At 60.7% G+C, this 18,210-nt stretch carries 19 protein-coding genes; 11 read left to right on the forward strand and 8 right to left on the reverse strand.

From position 1 onward, the window contains the following. Window positions 1–11: 11 nt before the first annotated feature. The 4 genes from U5G49_RS29470 (at window position 12) to U5G49_RS29485 (ending at window position 5,109) form a co-directional block, all read left to right on the forward strand. The gene (locus U5G49_RS29470) at window positions 12–1,121 is read left to right on the forward strand and encodes an ABC transporter ATP-binding protein (protein ID WP_193442729.1); all 1,110 of its coding nucleotides are present in this window, start codon (window positions 12–14) and stop codon (window positions 1,119–1,121) included. 20 nt (window positions 1,122–1,141) lie between these two features. After that, window positions 1,142–1,867 carry a YesL family protein gene (locus U5G49_RS29475; RefSeq protein ID WP_047620766.1) on the forward strand — a complete coding sequence of 242 codons (726 nt, stop codon included), beginning with the start codon at window positions 1,142–1,144 and terminating at the stop codon, window positions 1,865–1,867. Window positions 1,868–1,907: 40 nt separating this feature from the next. Then, complete coding sequence (locus U5G49_RS29480) at window positions 1,908–3,182, forward strand: ABC transporter substrate-binding protein (RefSeq protein WP_047620768.1); 1,275 nt, start codon at window positions 1,908–1,910, stop codon at window positions 3,180–3,182. 76 nt (window positions 3,183–3,258) lie between these two features. After that, on the forward strand, window positions 3,259–5,109 hold the full coding sequence (locus tag U5G49_RS29485; protein WP_193442727.1) for a DUF2264 domain-containing protein: 1,851 nt from the start codon (window positions 3,259–3,261) through the stop codon (window positions 5,107–5,109). Window positions 5,110–5,156: 47 nt separating this feature from the next. Here U5G49_RS29485 and U5G49_RS29490 read toward each other — a convergent pair whose 3' ends face one another. Beyond that, entirely contained in the window at window positions 5,157–5,663 is a 507-nt protein-coding gene (locus U5G49_RS29490; protein ID WP_047620770.1) for an HIT family protein, read from the reverse strand. A gap of 249 nt (window positions 5,664–5,912) precedes the next feature. On the opposite strand from U5G49_RS29490, the gene U5G49_RS29495 reads away from it, so the two are divergent. Next, the gene (locus U5G49_RS29495; RefSeq protein ID WP_018245941.1) at window positions 5,913–6,176 is read left to right on the forward strand and encodes a hypothetical protein; all 264 of its coding nucleotides are present in this window, start codon (window positions 5,913–5,915) and stop codon (window positions 6,174–6,176) included. A gap of 44 nt (window positions 6,177–6,220) precedes the next feature. Continuing rightward, complete coding sequence (locus U5G49_RS29500; RefSeq protein WP_018245942.1) at window positions 6,221–6,490, forward strand: hypothetical protein; 270 nt, start codon at window positions 6,221–6,223, stop codon at window positions 6,488–6,490. Between the two features lie 141 nt (window positions 6,491–6,631). On the opposite strand, the gene U5G49_RS29505 is transcribed toward U5G49_RS29500, so the two are convergent. The 4 genes from U5G49_RS29505 to U5G49_RS29520 all read right to left on the reverse strand — a co-directional run bounded on the left by U5G49_RS29505 (window position 6,632) and on the right by U5G49_RS29520 (window position 8,192). Next, window positions 6,632–7,051: an HD domain-containing protein gene (locus U5G49_RS29505; protein WP_032981504.1), complete on the reverse strand. Its 420-nt coding sequence runs from the start codon at window positions 7,049–7,051 to the stop codon at window positions 6,632–6,634. 5 nt (window positions 7,052–7,056) lie between these two features. Beyond that, window positions 7,057–7,383, reverse strand: a complete 327-nt coding sequence (locus U5G49_RS29510) for a DUF2934 domain-containing protein (RefSeq protein WP_026188723.1) — start codon at window positions 7,381–7,383, stop codon at window positions 7,057–7,059. 53 nt (window positions 7,384–7,436) lie between these two features. Continuing rightward, window positions 7,437–7,793, reverse strand: a complete 357-nt coding sequence (locus U5G49_RS29515) for a hypothetical protein (RefSeq protein ID WP_018245945.1) — start codon at window positions 7,791–7,793, stop codon at window positions 7,437–7,439. Window positions 7,794–7,901: 108 nt separating this feature from the next. Further along, complete coding sequence (locus tag U5G49_RS29520) at window positions 7,902–8,192, reverse strand: hypothetical protein (protein ID WP_130729566.1); 291 nt, start codon at window positions 8,190–8,192, stop codon at window positions 7,902–7,904. A gap of 351 nt (window positions 8,193–8,543) precedes the next feature. On the opposite strand from U5G49_RS29520, the gene groES reads away from it, so the two are divergent. The 3 genes from groES to U5G49_RS29535 all read left to right on the forward strand — a co-directional run bounded on the left by groES (window position 8,544) and on the right by U5G49_RS29535 (window position 10,958). Further along, window positions 8,544–8,858: a co-chaperone GroES gene (gene groES, locus U5G49_RS29525; RefSeq protein ID WP_018245947.1), complete on the forward strand. Its 315-nt coding sequence runs from the start codon at window positions 8,544–8,546 to the stop codon at window positions 8,856–8,858. A gap of 159 nt (window positions 8,859–9,017) precedes the next feature. Then, window positions 9,018–10,646 (forward strand): chaperonin GroEL, encoded by a 1,629-nt coding sequence (gene groL / locus U5G49_RS29530; RefSeq protein WP_018445053.1) that lies wholly within the window; start codon window positions 9,018–9,020, stop codon window positions 10,644–10,646. A 54-nt stretch (window positions 10,647–10,700) separates the two neighbouring features. Next, the gene (locus tag U5G49_RS29535; RefSeq protein ID WP_018445054.1) at window positions 10,701–10,958 is read left to right on the forward strand and encodes a hypothetical protein; all 258 of its coding nucleotides are present in this window, start codon (window positions 10,701–10,703) and stop codon (window positions 10,956–10,958) included. Here the strand turns inward: U5G49_RS29535 and U5G49_RS29540 are convergent. Both U5G49_RS29540 and U5G49_RS29545 read right to left on the reverse strand, forming a co-directional pair. After that, window positions 10,939–11,688, reverse strand: coding sequence for an SDR family oxidoreductase (locus tag U5G49_RS29540; protein WP_018445055.1), 750 nt, complete (start codon window positions 11,686–11,688; stop codon window positions 10,939–10,941). The two genes, U5G49_RS29535 and U5G49_RS29540, sit on opposite strands and share 20 nt — an antisense overlap. Further along, window positions 11,681–12,430 (reverse strand): SDR family NAD(P)-dependent oxidoreductase, encoded by a 750-nt coding sequence (locus U5G49_RS29545; protein WP_018445056.1) that lies wholly within the window; start codon window positions 12,428–12,430, stop codon window positions 11,681–11,683. The genes U5G49_RS29540 and U5G49_RS29545 overlap by 8 nt, the downstream gene beginning before the upstream one ends. A 98-nt stretch (window positions 12,431–12,528) precedes the next feature. Between U5G49_RS29545 and ydiJ the strand changes: the two genes are divergently transcribed. Next, complete coding sequence (gene ydiJ, locus U5G49_RS29550; RefSeq protein ID WP_018445057.1) at window positions 12,529–15,588, forward strand: D-2-hydroxyglutarate dehydrogenase YdiJ; 3,060 nt, start codon at window positions 12,529–12,531, stop codon at window positions 15,586–15,588. Window positions 15,589–15,633: 45 nt separating this feature from the next. Beyond that, a complete protein-coding gene (locus U5G49_RS29555; RefSeq protein WP_047620780.1) occupies window positions 15,634–16,365 on the forward strand; it encodes a FadR/GntR family transcriptional regulator in 732 nt (243 codons plus the stop codon). Window positions 16,366–16,515: 150 nt separating this feature from the next. Here U5G49_RS29555 and U5G49_RS29560 read toward each other — a convergent pair whose 3' ends face one another. Beyond that, complete coding sequence (locus U5G49_RS29560; RefSeq protein ID WP_193442725.1) at window positions 16,516–18,201, reverse strand: thiamine pyrophosphate-binding protein; 1,686 nt, start codon at window positions 18,199–18,201, stop codon at window positions 16,516–16,518. Between the last annotated feature and the right edge of the window lie 9 nt (window positions 18,202–18,210).

Genomic DNA, 18,210 nt, shown 5'->3' on the forward strand with positions numbered 1-18,210 from the left:
AGGAGGACCCGATGGCCAGCATTTCGCTTAAAGACCTGAACAAATCCTACGGCGCGCTCACCGTCGTCCACGACATCAACCTCGAAATCGCTGACAAGGAATTCATCATCCTGGTCGGCCCCTCCGGCTGCGGTAAATCGACGACGCTGCGGATGATCGCCGGCCTCGAGGAGATATCGGGAGGAGAGCTCAAGATCGGTGGCGACGTCATGAACGACGTCCCTTCCAAGGATCGGGATATCGCCATGGTCTTCCAGAACTATGCGCTCTACCCGCACATGACCGTCTACAAGAACATGGCGTTCGGCCTGCAGCTCAGGAAGGTATCGCGCGACTTCATCGATGCCCAGGTGCAGGACGCCGCGAGGATCCTCGACATCTCTCATCTCCTGAACCGCAAGCCGAAGGCGCTTTCGGGCGGGCAGCGCCAGCGCGTCGCGCTTGGCCGCGCCATGGTGCGCAATCCGGCGGTCTTCCTACTCGACGAGCCGCTTTCCAATCTCGATGCCAAGCTGCGCGGCACGATGCGCTCCGAAATCACCAAGCTGCACAAGCGCCTCAACGCCACCTTCATCTACGTCACTCACGACCAGGTGGAAGCCATGACCATGGCGGACCGGATCGTCGTCATGAAGGACGGGCATATCCAGCAGGTGGATACGCCCCAGAACCTTTACGACCGTCCCGTCAACATGTTCGTCGCCGGCTTCATCGGCGCGCCGCAGATGAACATGCTGCCCTCGACCATTTTGCGCCGGGGCGATGGCTACGTCGCCGTCTTCGACGGCCGGGAACTGCCGCTGCCTGCCCATTTCGACAAGAGCAGGATCGCCCCCTACGAGGGCCGCGAACTGGTGCTTGGCATCCGTCCGGAGAATTTCCACGAGCTGCCGCCGGCCGACATCGCACCGGAGAACCTGGCGCCCCTCAAGGCGGTCGTGGAACTTGCCGAGCCCATGGGCTCGGAAGTGCACCTGAACATGGTGGCAGGCGGGCGCAATCTCATCGCCCGCGTGTCGCCGCGCTACCGGCCTGATATCGGCGAGGAGGCGACGCTGGTCGCCGATATGACCAATGCGCAGCTGTTCGACAAGGAAACGGAACGCTCGATTCTATACTGAGGCGCGTGCGGGAGACGGCTATGCAGTGGTTGCGGGACATGTGGACGAGGGAGGGACCGGGCATTGCGAAGGATGCGCCGAAGAGGACCGGCCTTGCTCTGTTCGCCGAGATCCTCGTCCGCGAATGGTGGGAGATGGTCAAGCTGAACATCCTCTTCATCCTGGCCGGCCTCTTCGTCGTGACCCTGCCGGCAGCCCTCGCCGCCATGGCCCGGGTCTCGGTAGCCTTGGTGGAAGATCGCAACACCTATCTGCTGCGGGACTTCACGGAAGCCTTTCTGCGCTACTTCTGGCGCGCCACCGCCTGGGGCCTGGCGTTGTGCGGCGCGCTCGCAATCGGCATCCATGCGATTGTCACCTATGCCGCCGGCGCACGCGACAATCTGTTGCTCAGCGCACCGCTGACGATCGCCCTCGTCGCCACCGCTTTCATCGCGGTCCTCGCCTGCCATCTCATCGTTCTCATGGTGATGCGCGATCTGCCGGCTCTGAGGCTGCTGCGCCTCGCCGCGCTCGCCTCCGTCATCCGTCCGCTCCCGGCGCTTGCCGCGCTCGCCTTCGCCGCCTGCCTGTGGCTGGCGCATATCCTCTTCTATCCGGTTTCGGTGTTCATGCCGGCAACCTTCAATTTTTCACTCGGAATGTTCGCCGTCGCATTCGGCGTCCATCGGGCGGCGGTGACGGTTCTAGACCTGCCAAACGCAACGCAGCCGCACCGCGAACCGCATGCACGAGACGCTTCATAAAACAACTGATCCAGAGATGATCCAGGGAAGGAGAACGGGAATGTATTTGGATAAATTCGGGAGGACGATGAGACTTGCCTTGGCAGGTTTCACCTTGGCCGCAACGACTGCCGGCGCAGCGCTTGCTGAGGACGCTGTGACGCTCAAATGGGCTTTGTGGGACTGGGACAAGACCGCCTATTACAAGCCGCTGATCGAGGCCTATCAGGCCAAACACCCCAACGTGAAGTTCGAGCCGATGGACCTCGGCTCGCAGGACTATCAGCAGATGATCTCGACGCAGCTGACCGGCGGCTCCAAGGATATCGACATCGTCACCATCAAGGATGTGCCGGGCTACACCAACCTGGTGCGCGCCGGCAACATCGCCGATCTCAGCAGCTTCGTGAAGGATCAGAAGATCGACCCGGCTCCCTATGGCGGCCTGATCGAGGAACTGACCATCGACGGCAAGGTCTATTCGCTGCCGTTCCGCTCCGACTTCTGGATCGTCTATTACAATAAAGACATATTCGACAAAGCAGGCGTCCCCTACCCTACCAATGACATGACCTGGGCGCAATTCGACGCGACTGCCGAGAAGCTTACCGGCGGCATGGGCACCAACAAGACCTACGGCGCGCTCCTGCATACCTGGCGGTCGACCGTTCAGCTGCCCGGCGTCCTCGACGGAAAACACACGCTGGTCGACGGCGACTACGACTTCCTCAAGCCCTGGTACGATAGGGCGCTCACCCTGCAGAAGGATGGGGCGATTCCCTCCTACGCCTTCCTGAAGACGTCAAACACGCATTATTCGGCGCTCTTCTTCAACGGCACGATCGGCATGCTGCCGATGGGAACCTGGTTCGTCGGCACCCAGATCACCAAGGTGAAATCGGGTGAATCGAAGAGCAAGAACTGGGGCATCGTCAAGTTCCCGCATCCCGATGGCGTCGCGGCCGGGACAACGGCCGCGCAGATCTCCGGGCTGGCGGTCAACGCCAATTCCGACCACAAGGATGCAGCTCTCGATTTCATCAAGTTCGTCACCGGTCCTGAGGGCGCTGATGTCATCGCGTCGACGGGCACCTTCCCCGCGCTCAAGACGGATGACGTCAGCGCCAAGATCGCGGCAACGCCCGGCTTTCCTGAGGATGCGGCCAGCAAGGAGGCGCTGAAGCCGTTGAAAACCTACCTTGAGATGGCGGTCAACCCGAACGCCGCCAAGATCGAGGTGGTGCTCAACCGTGTGCATGACGCGATCATGACCGACAACACCTCCGTCGACGACGGGTTGAAGGAAATGACCGAAGGCGTGAAGGCCATCAAGTAGGCCCACGAGATATCGACGGCCGCGGGTTACCATCCGCCCGCGGCCGATTGGGTTTTCCATGAATTTTGAGCTGACAATGATATATGATCCCGCCCGGGCCAATCCGCTTTTCGGCAATCCCCTGAAGACACGCGACGACCTCTCCAAGGCCGTCATCGATCTGTTCGAACCGCTGCTGCCGTATTTTTCCGAAGGCGGCGCTCGTGTGCGCCTCGGTGCAGCCGGCGCGATCTTCGACCGGGCAGCGGCGGATCTGGAAGGATTTGCGCGGCCGCTCTGGGGAATTGTTCCGCTCGCTGCCGGCGGCGGTGCGTTCCCGCATTGGGAGCTCTATCGGCGCGGGCTCGCAAACGGCACCAATCCTGCTCATCCCGAATATTGGGGCGATCTTACCGACCGCAATCAGCGGCTGGTCGAGCTCGCCGCCGTCGGCTTCGCCCTGGCGCTTGTCCCCGAGCATATCTGGGAACCGCTTGACGACAGCGATAAGAAGACGGTCGCTGCCTATCTTCTCAGAGCGCGCGAGCTGGAATTCATCGACAACAACTGGAAATTCTTTCGTGTGCTCATCGATCTCGGGCTGGAACGCGTAAGCGTGGCGTTCGATCACCGGAAAACCCTCGCCTATCTCGAAGAACTGGAAGCTTTCGACCTCGGGGAAGGCTGGTATCGCGACGGACCGGTCCGGCGGGTCGATCATTACATTCCCTTCGCCATGCATTTCTACGGCCTGATCTATGCGGTGCTGGCGCGAGGCGACGAGGCGCGCAAGGACCGCTTCCGGCGTCGCGCCCAGACCTTTGCCGGGGATATCCGCCACTGGTTCGGCCCCGATGGCGCGGCACTTGCCTTCGGCCGCAGCCAGACCTACCGCTTCGCGGCGGGCGGCTTTTGGGGTGCGCTTGCCTTTGCCGGCGTCGAAGCGCTGCCCTGGGCTGAGATCAAGGGCTATTACATGCGCCATATCCGCTGGTGGTCGGCGATGCCGATTGCCGAGCGCGACGGCGTTCTCTCCGTCGGCTACGGCTATCCGAACCTCTTCATGAGCGAGAGCTACAATTCTCCCGCGTCACCCTATTGGGCGCTGAAATTCTTCCTGCCGCTCGCTCTTGCGGGGGATCATCCGTTCTGGACCGCCGAGGAGGCGCAGCAGCCGGAATTTCCGGAGCCGGTCGCTTTGACGCCGGCGGGAATGGTCGCCATGCACACGCCGGGAAACGTGGTTGTGCTCTCCTCAGGGCAGCAGCACGACAAGATGCTCGGCGCAAACGAGAAATATTCGAAATTCGTCTATTCCACGCGCTACGCTTTCAACATCGAAGCCGACGACCGGAATTTCTCCGCCGCAAGCTTCGACGGCATGCTCGGTCTCTCAGACGACGGCGTCCATTTCCGCATGCGGGAAACCCTCGAAGAGGCGTTGATAACAGGCGACCTGCTCTATTCGCGCTGGCGCCCCTGGAACGACGTCACCATCGAAACCTGGCTGCTTCCCGAAAACCCGTGGCACATCCGCCTACACCGCATCGCTACGCCGCGCGCCCTCAGCACCATCGAAGGCGGCTTTGCGATCGAACGCGCGGATTTCAATGCCGACCGCTCCGATGTAAGCGATGGCCGGGCTGTCTGGTACGGGCAGACCGACGTCAGCGCTATCGTGGATCTATCGCCCAATCCGAGGGCCGGCCATGCGATGAGCCCGATCCCAAACACCAACCTCATCCACGCCAAGACCCTGCTGCCGCAGCTGCGCGGCGAAATCGGCCCCGGAACCATCGTGCTCGCAACTGCGGCAATGGCGCTTCCCAGTCGCGAGAATTGGGCAAATGCGCTCGATAACCCGCCCGCCAACCCCCGCCTCGACGAGGTGGAGCGGCTCTTTCGAGAGAAAGGCGCGGGGGTGCCGGCATTCGCTCTCGGGACGTAGCTTGGAGGCACTGGCTTCCGGGTTTCAACCGCGAGCCGGACGGTTGATTATCGGGCGGTCAACTCGGAACGATATGCTTCGGCAATGCGCTGCGCCAACTGTGCCATTTGATCGTCAGGTATCTGCAGAACCCCGTACTCCGCCATCAGCGCGTGGTATTGCTGCTCTTCAAGAGGCACACCAGAGGGTAAGGGAACGACATGAAAATGCAGGTGGCTATTGGCTTGCTGGCTGCCGAGCGAAAGCACATAAATTCGTTCGGCGTCGAACACGCTTTTGAGCGCGCGAGACAAAATATGCACATTCTCCTGTAGTCGAAGATATTCATCGGTCGACATGTCTCGCGCCAGATCCTCGAGGTGCTCCCTCGGACAGACAAGGCAATAGCCGGGCAGAGTGGGATACTTGCTCAGGAAGATGATCGTCTCGTCGTCTTCAAAAACGCGATGATGAAAGAAGTCGGGGTCATTCCTGACCAATCCGCAGATAAAGCATGACCTTGTTCCGATGTCGTGCACATAGGCCCTGAGATCAAATGGTCGGCGTTCGTTCATCCTGAACCTCCGTCGTCTCTCGCGCGGCGGTCGCGGACGCCTGAACTATTGCGAAAGCCATTGCCGGAAAAATAACACGCGCCAAAACCGGTGGCCAACCGTAATATTTTCGGATTACTCCAAATAATTATATTTATATCTTCGGTAGAAATAGCAAAACACCCCCTCATCGCAATATTGTTGAACTAAAGTTTAGCAAAGCGTAGTGATGTACTGGCCTTTCATTTTTCAAGGCCAGAGGAGGATGCAATGCCTACCATAATGGTCCATCACAATGTCAAAGATACGAAGCACTGGCTCGCTTCACCCATCCGCAAGCAGGTATTGGAACCGATTGGCGTCACGAACATTCGCACGTTTACAGACCCTCAAACGTCTAATCGCGTTGGTTTGGTCATGGACGTTGCTGATATGGAAAAGTTGATGGCCTTCATGCAGACCAAGGCAGCGGCCGATGCGATGGCGAATGATGGTGTCTTGCCCGAGACCATGGTGTTCCTCGTGCAATCGTAAAACGCCTCTCAACCAAACCTGGAAATGCAACGCGGGAGGATGATATGACGACGTTATTCGTAAGGCACGAGGTCTCCGATTACGCCGCCTGGCGCAAGATATATGATGCGTTTTCGCCGGTGCAGAAGGCCAATGGGGTGACGGCGCAAGCCGTTTATCGAGCCATCGACAATCCGAACGATATTACCGTCACCCACGAGTTTGCCACGCTTGAAGCGGCGCAAACGTTCAGCAAGCTGGACGAGTTGAAGACGGCGATGCGCACGGGAGGCGTGCTCGGCGCGCCGACCGTGTGGTTTACCAACAAAGCATGAAATAGAGCCAACGACCTCCGCCGGTGCAAGCGGAGGCCAGGTTGCGGTCGCGCTCGGCACATGACATGGAAGCCGAGCAGTGCGCTCTTGCGCCGATTTTGGTGGCAGTTGCAGGCGAACTGCGCAAATTTGTCCGAACTCCTATTGTCCGTTCCTGATGTCGCGCAGAAGATCCAGGCCGCGCTGGTATTTTTCCGTTTTCTTGCCAGCTTGTTCGGCCTGCCGGAGATTATCTTCGAGATCGGCCCGTTTGACGGGCAAGGCCAGCGGGTTTGATGCCGCACGTCTGACGAAGTCGTCATCCGGCTCGTCCGGCCGCCTTGTCAGAGCATTCACCGCCGAGATGATCGCCGGCGGAAAGCCTTCTTCCCTCAGCCTGTCGAGCGTCCAGCCACTTCCCTTCTCGACGACGTCATGAAGGTAGGCGACCGTTCGCGTCTCGTCACCGGAAACCAGAAGGGCTACCCGCTGGCAGTGCTCGAAGAACGGCCGGCCGGTTTTGTCCGCCTTACCTTCATGGGCCGTAAGAGCGATCTGGATGGCATGGTCAAGATGCTGCATGGCGATCACGGTCCCTCGGTCTTCCTGATCTTCCGTCGGGAAGGCTTTTCGCCCGTCGTCATCTCGATGCCAGGGACGGGAGCCACGGCGGCCTGGACAGGCCTCGCCGGCCGCCGATCGAGATCGCCGCTCTCACCGGCGCCTTGAAGCAGGGCTGCATCATCCCTATCGTCTTCATCGAGCAGGTTCTGCAGCGTCTCATGCTCATCCTCGCCGGCAAGTTCGTCGCAGGCTTGAAGCCAATGGCGCTCGTCGGCGCCATCCGGGCGGCCCTCGGCCTCCCAGATCTCGTAGGCACGGCGACGGATCTGCTCGTGCTTGTCTATAGCCATGATCGCCTCCAAGGGCATTTGATGAGCCATCCGAGGAACGGGCCCAGTCGCTTTCACGGCGTGTTGACGGTTGGAAGAAAATCCTCCACCTGTTTGCGCTTGCCCTTCGAAAGCGTCTCCACCCGTTCCTTCCAGAACCGCTCGGCCTCGGGTGGATCCTCATCCCATTGGCGAACATCGGTGATGTTGTCGTCGATCATGGACCGACGGTGGCCGCCAAGGCTGAGATATTCTTTCGCAAGCTTCAGGCTTGGGGTTTCAGTGCCGCTATCGCGATCTGATGTCGAACTCACGTTGCGCCGGGCATTTTCCAATGCTCGCTTGCGATCGGTCTCGGCTCGCTCCGTATCGGCGGAACGAGCGTCATCTGTCCCGCTCTCGGGCGGCACGTTGGATCTGGAAGTCATCATGGATCACCTCTCGATGTTGTGATCCAATAACCTTTGCAAGCAGTGAGAGTTCCGCGTGGGTTGCGATTGATTTGAGCGGGCGATCGAGCCGCACCGTCCGGGCGGCAATCAATGAACGGCCATACTCACCATTCGATAGGGGTGCACGGCCTCGAATTGCGAGATCATCGCCGTCGCCTGCTGAAATACGAGCTCGGCATTTTCTGGATCGTCACGGGCGAGTTCATCGGCATTGACGCGGATCGCTTCAGCCATGTTGTTGGAAAGCGTCGCGAAATGCGTATTGCCTTCGACATAGGCCTCACGCGCCGTGTCCTCCAGCGTTCTAGCGATATCGACGAGGATTTCCTCGCGTTCTTCGATACTGAGGTCTTTGATTATGTTGGTCTTCTCTTCCATGTCACTCACTCCAAAAGACGTGGGACGCTGCTCGAGCTCATTAAGCCTCGATCATCAAAGAGTTGGGAACGCCGAAATCCGGATTCAAGTTCAGTATAGCTCGAACTCGCCTCCGGTACGGCGCCATCGCCTTCATCATTCGAACGCGGGAGCCGATTTTCTGTTCCCTGCCAGGCGTTGGCACTCACGGGCAGGGAGTGCTAATTTTTCTTTCATCCCTCTTGAATTGCAAAGCCGTCGAACCAAATCATTCTCGCACGGCTCGCGGCTCGCGCGCTGCGCACCCGCCCGGATTGGTCATCCGGTCCGGCTAGGGAACAACGTCATCATTGTTTGTCGATGGAGGAAGACATGTCGTTCCGACCGCTTCATGACCGCATTCTCGTCCGCCGGGTCGATTCAGAAGAAAAGACCAAGGGCGGCATCATCATTCCCGATACCGCCAAGGAGAAACCGCAGGAAGGCGAGGTCATCGCCGTCGGCCCCGGCGCACGCAACGACGCCGGCCAGATACAGGCGCTCGACGTCAAGGCCGGCGATCGCATCCTATTCGGCAAATGGTCCGGTACCGAGATCAAGATCAACGGCGAAGACCTGCTGATCATGAAGGAAAGCGACGTGATGGGCATCATCGAAGCCCAGGGCGAAAAGAAGCAGGCCGCATGAGATCCCTGCGGACATCAGTCAATGCAGGGCAGGAGCGCATCAGCTTTTCATGGAAACGCAGAACCGCTCCAAGCTTTTATTTCTGACGCAATTCCGAACGGAAAAACCGCTACGCACTTTTCCTGGAATTGCTCTGGCTGCCTATGAAGGAGTGAGGACATGGCTGCTAAAGAAATCAAATTCAGCACCGAAGCCCGCGAGAAGATGTTGCGTGGCGTCGACATCCTGGCCAACGCCGTGAAGGCGACCCTCGGCCCGAAGGGCCGCAACGTCGTGATCGACAAGTCGTTCGGCGCCCCGCGCATCACCAAGGACGGGGTTTCGGTCGCCAAGGAAATCGAACTCGAAGACAAGTTCGAGAATATGGGCGCCCAGATGGTCCGCGAAGTTGCTTCGAAGACCAGCGACATTGCCGGCGACGGCACCACCACCGCAACGGTGCTGGCCCAGGCGATCGTCAAGGAGGGCGCCAAGGCAGTTACCTCAGGGATGAACCCGATGGACCTGAAACGCGGCATCGATCTTGCGGTCGCCGCCATCGTCGCGGAACTGAAGGCCAATGCCCGCAAGATCTCAAACAATTCCGAAATCGCCCAGGTCGGCACGATCTCCGCCAATGGCGATGCCGAAATCGGCCGCTTTTTGGCGGAAGCCATGGAAAAGGTCGGCAATGATGGCGTCATCACCGTCGAAGAAGCCAAGACCGCCGAAACCGAACTCGAAGTTGTCGAAGGCATGCAGTTCGATCGCGGCTATCTCAGCCCCTACTTCGTGACTAATGCCGACAAGATGCGGGTGGAGTTCGAAGACCCTTATATCCTCATCCACGAGAAGAAGCTCTCGAACCTGCAGTCGATGCTGCCGGTTCTCGAAGCCGTCGTCCAGTCCAGCAAGCCGCTGCTCATCATCGCTGAAGATGTCGAAGGCGAAGCCCTGGCAACCCTCGTTGTCAACAAGCTGCGCGGTGGCCTCAAGATCGCTGCCGTCAAGGCGCCCGGCTTCGGCGACCGCCGCAAGGCCATGCTCGAAGACATCGCCATCCTGACCGCCGGCACCGTCATCTCCGAAGATCTCGGCATTAAGCTTGAATCCGTCACGCTCGACATGCTCGGCCGAGCCAAGAAGGTGTCGATCGAGAAGGAGAACACCACAATCGTCGACGGTTCGGGCGCCAAGTCCGACATCGAAGGTCGTGTGGCCCAGATCAAGGCCCAGATCGAAGAGACCACATCCGACTATGACCGAGAGAAGCTGCAGGAACGTCTTGCCAAGCTCGCGGGCGGCGTTGCCGTCATCCGCGTCGGCGGCTCGACGGAAGTCGAAGTGAAGGAGAAGAAGGATCGCGTCGACGACGCGCTTCATGCAACCCGCGCGGCGGTCGAGGAAGGCATTCTGCCGGGCGGCGGTGTGGCGCTGCTGCGCGCCGTCAAGGCGCTCGACGCCGTCAAGACCGCCAATGGTGACCAGCGCGTCGGTGTCGACATCGTTCGCCGCGCGGTCGAGGCGCCGGCTCGCCAGATCGCCGAAAACGCCGGGGCGGAAGGCTCGGTCATTGTCGGCAAGCTGCGCGAGAAAAGCGAGTTCTCCTACGGCTGGAACGCTCAGACGGGCGAATATGGCGACCTTTATGCACAGGGCGTCATCGATCCGGCCAAGGTGGTTCGCACCGCGCTGCAGGATGCGGCCTCCATCGCCGGCCTCCTCGTCACGACGGAAGCCATGATCGCCGAGAAGCCCAAGAAGGACGCGCCGCCGCCAATGCCCGCCGGCCCCGGCATGGACTTCTAAGGCGTTTGCCGGCCCGCCGGCCTCGCCGGGCGGGCCTCATCCGAGGGAATAGAGATGGTTCAAACGATCAAAAACCGATCGCAGGTGCCGCTGGACTCCCGCGATCTTGAAACCTGCCAGCGCGTCTTCGACAGGCTCAGCGCCGATTACGGGGTGGCAAGGGACAGCGACGAAGCCGAACGAATGGCGAGCATCGTCATCGAGCTCTACCGACAGGGCGTGCGCGACCCCGATCACCTGCAGTCGATGGTCGAGGCGGCCCGCGGCATCTTCGAAGCGAGCGAGCGCCCGCCTACTGCTCAGGGAATTTGACCATGGTGCCGCCGCCGGTCGCCTGGTCCGTCGGGAAGACCTCTATCCTGGCGACGTCGACGAAGACGGGAAGCCCGATGGCGTTGGAGATGATCGAGGCGATGTGGGAAGGCTGGATCGGACGGTAGCCGTCATAAAGCAGGGTCCGCGCCTGGTTGCCCGCTATTGCGGTTCGATAAAGCTCCGTCTGAACACGGCCCGGCACCACCTCGGTCACGCGAACCGAGGTCCCGAGCAGGTCGCAGCGCAGATTGTCGCAAAACAGGCTGAGCCCGGCCTTCGACGGGCCGTAGGCCGCCATGTTCGGATAGGGTGCCTGGCCGCCGCTCGAACCGATATAGATCAGGTGGCCGCGCTTTCGCTCGACCATAGCAGGCAGGAATGCGCGGGTCAGATGCATCGGCGCCTTGAGATTGATGTCGATCATGGCATCGATCTCGGACGGTTCGATCTCGCTGAATGTCGCCCGTGTCGAGAGAATGCCGGCATTGTTGACCAGGATGTCGACGTCTGTTCCGTGAAGCTGCTTGACGATTTCGGCGGTATCGCGCACATCGGCACGGACCGGCTTCGCCCCGCTTTCCCGCGCCAGTTCATCGAGCGCCTCTGCGTTTCGGCCAACGGCATAAACCATCAGCCCCATCTCGCGTAGTTTGCCGACGGTGGCGCGACCGATGCCGCTCGTCGCACCGGTGACAAGGGCAACCTGATAGGGCAGCGGCTCAGACATAGATATAGCCTCCGCTGACGACGACATTTTCGCCGGTGGCATAGGTGTTGCGGCTCGATGCCATCATGACGATCCACTCCGCCATTTCGACCGGCTCGGCCGCGCGGCCAAGCGCACTGGCCTTGGCCAGTTCCGGAAGGAATCCCAGCTCCTTGGCGCGATCCGTCGCAAAACCGGCAGGGGCGACGGAATTGACAAGGATCTGGTCCTTGGCGCATTCCTGGGCAAAGGATTTCGTCAGACTGACGACAGCCGCCTTGGTTGCGGCGTAATGCGCATTCTGGGGATGAGCTTTGAAAGCATCGACCGAGGTCACGTTGACGATCCGCCCGGTAACCGCAGGCGCGTTCACGTACTGGCGCATATGAAGAACGGCGGCCACCATCATATGATAGGTACCCTTCACGTTGATCGCATTTTCGAGGTCCCATTCCTCGTCGGTGATCTCGAGAATAGGGCGTCTCGGATAGATGGCGGCGCTGTTGACGAGCACGTGGATCCGACCGAGCTTGCCGGCGATCTCGTTGAACCCGCGATGAGCCGTTTCCGCCCGGGAAATGTCGGCAACCGCCGTTGCCACCTCGGCGCCGAGAGCGCGAAGCGCCGCGGCCGAGACGTCGAGCAGCTGCTCATTGCGATCGATGAGCCCAATCCTGGTCGCCCCATGCGAGATCATCAGCTTGGCCGTCGTCAATCCGAGCCCGGAAGCGCCGCCGACGATGATTGCGGTCTGGTTCTTCAAAGTTCCACCTCAGTATTTTCAGTTACGCCGCTAGTATTGTATGTTATCACTTATATGCCAACTTCGACAAAGCTCAAGTGCATTCTGAAGGTCTCGAAATGATTCCACGCCTCCGGCCGAACGGTTCAATCCCCCTTCCCGCTGTGGGATTCTTCCAGCGGCTCATCGAGGCAGGGTTCGATGGCGACATCGAAACCGGTGCGGCGAGCCGGACCGTTTTTTCGACCGACAATTCCATCTATCAGATCGAGCCGACCGGTATCCTCTTCCCCAAGGGCATCGAAGACCTGCAGATTACGGCGGCAGTGCTGTCGGAACCGGCCTTTCGCGGGATCACTGTCGCCCCGCGCGGCGGCGGAACCGGCACGAACGGTCAATCCCTCACGTCGGGCATCGTCGTCGACTGCTCGCGACATATGAATTCCATTCTTGAGATCGACCCGATCAGGAGAATTGCGCGGGTCCAGGCGGGTGTGGTCAAGGATCAGTTGAACCGGGCGCTGAAACCCTACGGCCTGTTTTTTGCGCCTGAACTCTCCACCTCCAATCGCGCCACCATCGGCGGCATGGTCTCCACCGATGCCTGCGGCCAGGGTTCATGCCTCTACGGCAAAACCAGCAACCATGTGCTGGGATTGCGCATCGTGCTTGCGAATGGGACCGACTGGTGGTCGCGCCCGCTCGATCCTGAGGTACTCGCGGAGATCGCCGGGCGACAGGACCGTGTCGGCGAAATCCACAGGACGGTCGACCGCATCGCGCGCGAAAAACACGACCGGATCGCCGAGATTTTTCCGAAACTCAACCGCTATATGACCGGTTACGACCTCGCTCACATCCGGCGGGACGACGGACGCTTCGACCTCAATGCCATCCTCTGCGGCTCGGAGGGAACGCTGGCGATGATCGCCGAAGCCGAACTCAACCTGCTGCCAATCCCCGCCCATGCGGCGTTGATCAACATTCGCTACGGGGACTTCAACACCGCATTGGAGGATGCCCGCACGCTTGTGGCACTCAAGGTCGCCTCGGTGGAAACGGTCGATGAGAAAGTTCTCGGGCTCGCCAGGGGCGACATCGTTTGGACGGGCATTGCCCGCTTTTTTCCCGACAATGCAGGCGGAACCACGAACGGCATCAATATCGCCGAAGTGCTCGCCGACGATGAGGCTGAACTCGAACGCAAACTGGCCGAGGTGACCGCCGCGCTTGCCACGGGCGCGAATGCCCGTCACCTGGGTTATACGATCGCGCGGGATCATGCCGATGTCGAGGCGATCTGGTCGATGCGCAAACGGGCGGTCGGCCTGCTCGGCAATGTGGACGGACCGGTCAGGCCTGTCGCCTTCGTCGAGGACACCGCCGTGCCGCCGGAAAACCTCGCGGCCTATATCCGCGAGTTCCGCGCATTGCTTGATGGCGCGGGCCTTTCCTACGGCATGTTCGGCCATGTCGATGCCGGCGTCCTGCACGTGCGGCCTGCCCTCGATCTCACCCGCGATGACCATGTCCGGCTAGTCCGGGAGGTCAGCGACGCCGTCGTGGCGCTGACGCGTAGATATGGCGGCGTGCTCTGGGGGGAGCACGGCAAGGGGGTACGTTCCGAATATGTGCCTGAATTCTTCGGCGACCTCTATCCCAGCCTGCAGGAGATCAAACGGGCTTTCGATCCGGAAAACCGTCTCAACCCCGGCAAGATCGCAACGCCTTCCGGCGGCCAAGCGCTGCTGAAGATCGACGAGGTTCCGCTGCGGGGAGACGTCGACCGCATCATTGGCAACGAGATCCGCGCAGCCTTCGACAACGCTGCCTATTGCAACGGCAACGGCGCATGTTTCGATTTCGACGAAACGAGTCCCATGTGCCCCTCCTACAAGGCGACACGCGACCGGCGTTTTTCGCCCAAGGGCCGCGCCGCTCTGATGCGGGAATGGCTGAGGCTGCTTGCCGAGAAAGGTATCGATGCTCGCCAGGAGGCAAAACGCTTGCGGCAGAGCGTTCCGCTCGCGAGCTTCGCGCTGCGTGTCTTCAACTCGCTGAACCCTCAAAATCGGGACGACTTTTCCCACGAGGTCCGCGCTTCGATGGACACCTGCCTGGCGTGCAAAGCCTGCGCGGGGCAATGTCCCGTGAAAGTCAGCGTCCCGGCCTTCCGCTCCAAATTCCTGGAGCTTTACTACGGACGCTACCTCCGCCCGCTGAAGGATCCGCTGGTAGCAGCCATCGAGACCACCCTGCCCCTGGTCCACCGGATACGACCTGCCTACAACCTGGTCGTCGGCACGCGAGCCGGCAGGATGATGATGCGCGTTGCCGGCCTGACGTCCCTGCCTCGCCTGCCGCGGATCTCTCTGGCGAAGGAAGCCGCCCGCCTTGGCGTGCCGCTTGCGACCCCTCGGCGGATCGAGGCCTTGTCGCCGCGTGAGAGGGAGCAGAGCGTCATCTTCGTCGCCGATGCGTTTACGGCCTATTTCGATCCTGAGGTCGCCCTTGCCGCAATCGGGCTTGCGCGGAAAATGGGGCTTTCGCCCTTCCTCGCCGCGTCCCACGTCAATGGCAAAGCCCTGCACGTTCATGGCTATCTCGGACGTTTCGAGGCTGCGGCCGGGCGGACCGCGCACTATCTTCAGCAGGTGGATGACGCGGGCATGGCGCTTGTCGGGCTCGATCCGTCGATGACGCTTGCGTTCCGCAGCGAATACAAAGGGATGTTGAAGGCGAACATTCTCCTTCCGCAGGAATGGCTGGCCGCCAACCTCGGCCGGCTTGCCGCTTCACCCTCCGCCGCCAAAGGCAGGAGCTTCCGGTTGATGGCCCATTGCACCGAACGCACCAATGCGCCGGCCTCCATCGCACAATGGAAAAAAGTGTTCGCGAACCTCGGCATCGACCTTCAGACAGCAGAAACGGGCTGTTGCGGAATGGCCGGCACCTTTGGCCACGAGGCCCGCAATCGACCGATCTCCGAGCGCCTCTATGCGATGAGCTGGAAGCCGGAGGTCGATGCCGCCGGCGACAACGACAGTCTCATGGCCACCGGATATTCATGCCGCTCGCAGGTGAAGGAAATCGACAACAAGCGCCTCCCGCACCCCTTTCAGGTCATCGATAAGATAATGTCTGAAAGAGCCGACATTCCGCAATCAGACGTGGCATGATATGTGATATGTGCTAAATTTGATCGTGAAAATCGGAGCAAACCAGTGTCAATCATCACGCAACGAGGCAATCTCGCGGAAATCGTCGTTGCGAAGCTGATGGAACGGATCGACTCCGGTCTTTATGCTCCCGGCGAGAAAATTCCGTCAAGTGCCCAGCTGTGCGAAGAGTTCGGCGTGTCCCGAACCGTCATTCGCGAGGCGCTCACCTCTCTCAAGGTTGGCGGACGTGTGACCGCGCGACAGGGTGCCGGCGTCTATGTGAGCGACAAGGACGCAAAGACCCTCAATTTCGAGATCAGCCGCATCGAGGATATTCGCTCCGCAATGCAGATCCTGGAATTGCGGCTCGGCGTTGAGATCCAATCCGTCGCCCTTGCCGCGTCAAGGCGCACGCCGGAGGCGCTGGCTGAAATTGCCCGCGCCTACGACAACCTCGAAAACCTGGTGACGGACGATGCCGAGGTCGAGGCACGCGCTGATTTCGAGTTTCACCTAGCGATTGCCCGCGCCACCCGCAATCCCCACTTCCCGAGTTTTCTGGAAGCGGTGATAGAGAGCATCAATTTCGACCTCGTGCTCAAGCATCGCCAATCGGCGCGCGGCTACAGCACCTACCTGAAGAAGATCAACAAGGAACATGCCGCAATCCTGGCCGCCATCACCCAGGGTGATGCCAAGGCTGCGAAGGCCGCGCTGATCGTCCATCTGGAGGAAAGCCTCCATCGTTATCGCACGATGCTCAATGAGCCGGCGAGTAGCGAAACGGAGGATTGATGCGTGAGCCCAAAGCACGGAGCGGTTTTGGGATAGCGACATCATAAGAACGCCGGCCGCCGTTGAGGTCCATCACCCGTGAGCGACCTCACTTTCCGCCTGTCTGCTGAGGCGCCGCCCGGGTGTCCCAGGCCGCGCCTCTTCTTGCGATCACTTTCCCTGGGCGATCGCCTGGTCGCGAATTTGCGTCAGGCTCATTTTCGGCGTCAGCGCTTCCGGGTCGATCCGGATTTCGATGAGACCCGGCTTGCCTGAAGTCTCGCAGCGTTCGAAGGCGCCGGCGAAGTCCTCGGTCTTTTCCACCGTCTCACCGTGGAGGCCATAGGATCGCGCCAGCGAGGCAAAGTCAGGGTTCGTCAGGCGGGTGCCGGAGACGCGGCCCGGATACTCACGCTCCTGGTGCATGCGGATCGTGCCATACATGCCGTTGTTGATGACCAGAAAGATGACGCGAGCGTCATACTGCATGGCGGTTGCGAGTTCCTGACCGTTCATCAGAAAACATCCGTCGCCGGCAAAGGCAACGACCGTGCGCGCGGGATCGGTGATCTTGGCGGCGATCGCCGCCGGCACGCCGTAGCCCATGGAACCATTTGTCGGTCCGAGCTGGGTGCGGAAGGTGCGATACTGATAGAAGCGATGCGCCCAGGCGGAATAATTGCCGGCGCCGGTGGTCAGAATGGCGTCCGGCTTGAGATGGCCGCGCAGCCATTCCATGATATCGCCCATCTGCACCGGACCGGGCACCTCAGGATGCGCGAGATTTTCGAGATAGTCGGCATGGGCCGTCCTGGTCCAGTCCTTCCACACCGGCGCAGCCCGCGGCTTCAGCTTTGCCGCCTGCGAGAGGAAACCCGCGACGCTGGCATTGATCGGCAATCGCGCGTGATAAACGCGCCCCAGCTCCTCCGCGCTCGGATGAATGTGAACGAGCAACTGCTTCGGGACCGGAATGTCGATCAGCGTATAGGCGCCAGTGGTCATCTCCCCGAGACGGGCGCCGATGGAGATCAGAAGGTCGCAATCCTTCACATGGCGGATCAGCTTCGGCCCTGCGGCAAGACCGAGGTCGCCGGCATAGTTTTCGTGCGTATTGTCGAACAGATCCTGGCAGCGGAAGGAAGCTGCGACAGGCAGGCAGAAGGCTTCCGAAAACGCCTTCAGGTCGGCAACGGCCTGCTGCGTCCAGCCGCCGCCGCCAACGACAACCATCGGGCGTTTCGCCTCGGAGAGAAGGCCGAGCAATTCCTCGAATTGCGGCGGGCCGGCAAAGCCCTCAACTCGCTTGTAGGGCGGGGTGTCGGCGACATCGACCATATCGGTCAGCATGTCTTCAGGAAGAGCGACGACCACCGGTCCCGGCCTGCCGTTGACAGCTCGGTGGAATGCCTGGCTGATGAGCTCGGGAATGCGGGCGGCATCCTCAATTTCGACTACCCACTTTGCCATTTGGCCGAACATGCGGCGATAATCGATCTCTTGGAACGCTTCGCGCTCCATCTGATCGCGCGCCACCTGCCCGATGAACAGGATCATCGGTGTCGAATCCTGGAAGGCGGTATGCACGCCCACGGACGCGTTCGTCGCGCCCGGCCCGCGGGTGACGAAGCAGATGCCGGGTTTGCCGGTCATCTTGCCGTAGGCTTCCGCCATGTAGGCGGCGCCGCCTTCCTGCCGGCAGACGATGAATTCGATGGCGTCTTCCACGTCGTGAAAGGCGTCGAGGGCAGCAAGATAGCTTTCGCCCGGCACGCCGAACACGCGCTCGACACCATGGATGCGCAAGGCATCGACGAGCGCCTGGCCGCCGCTGCGCTTGGATGTTTCGTTTTTCATCGGGAGCCC

Source organism: Rhizobium indigoferae, assembly GCF_034554815.1.
Classification (GTDB): domain Bacteria; phylum Pseudomonadota; class Alphaproteobacteria; order Rhizobiales; family Rhizobiaceae; genus Rhizobium; species Rhizobium leguminosarum.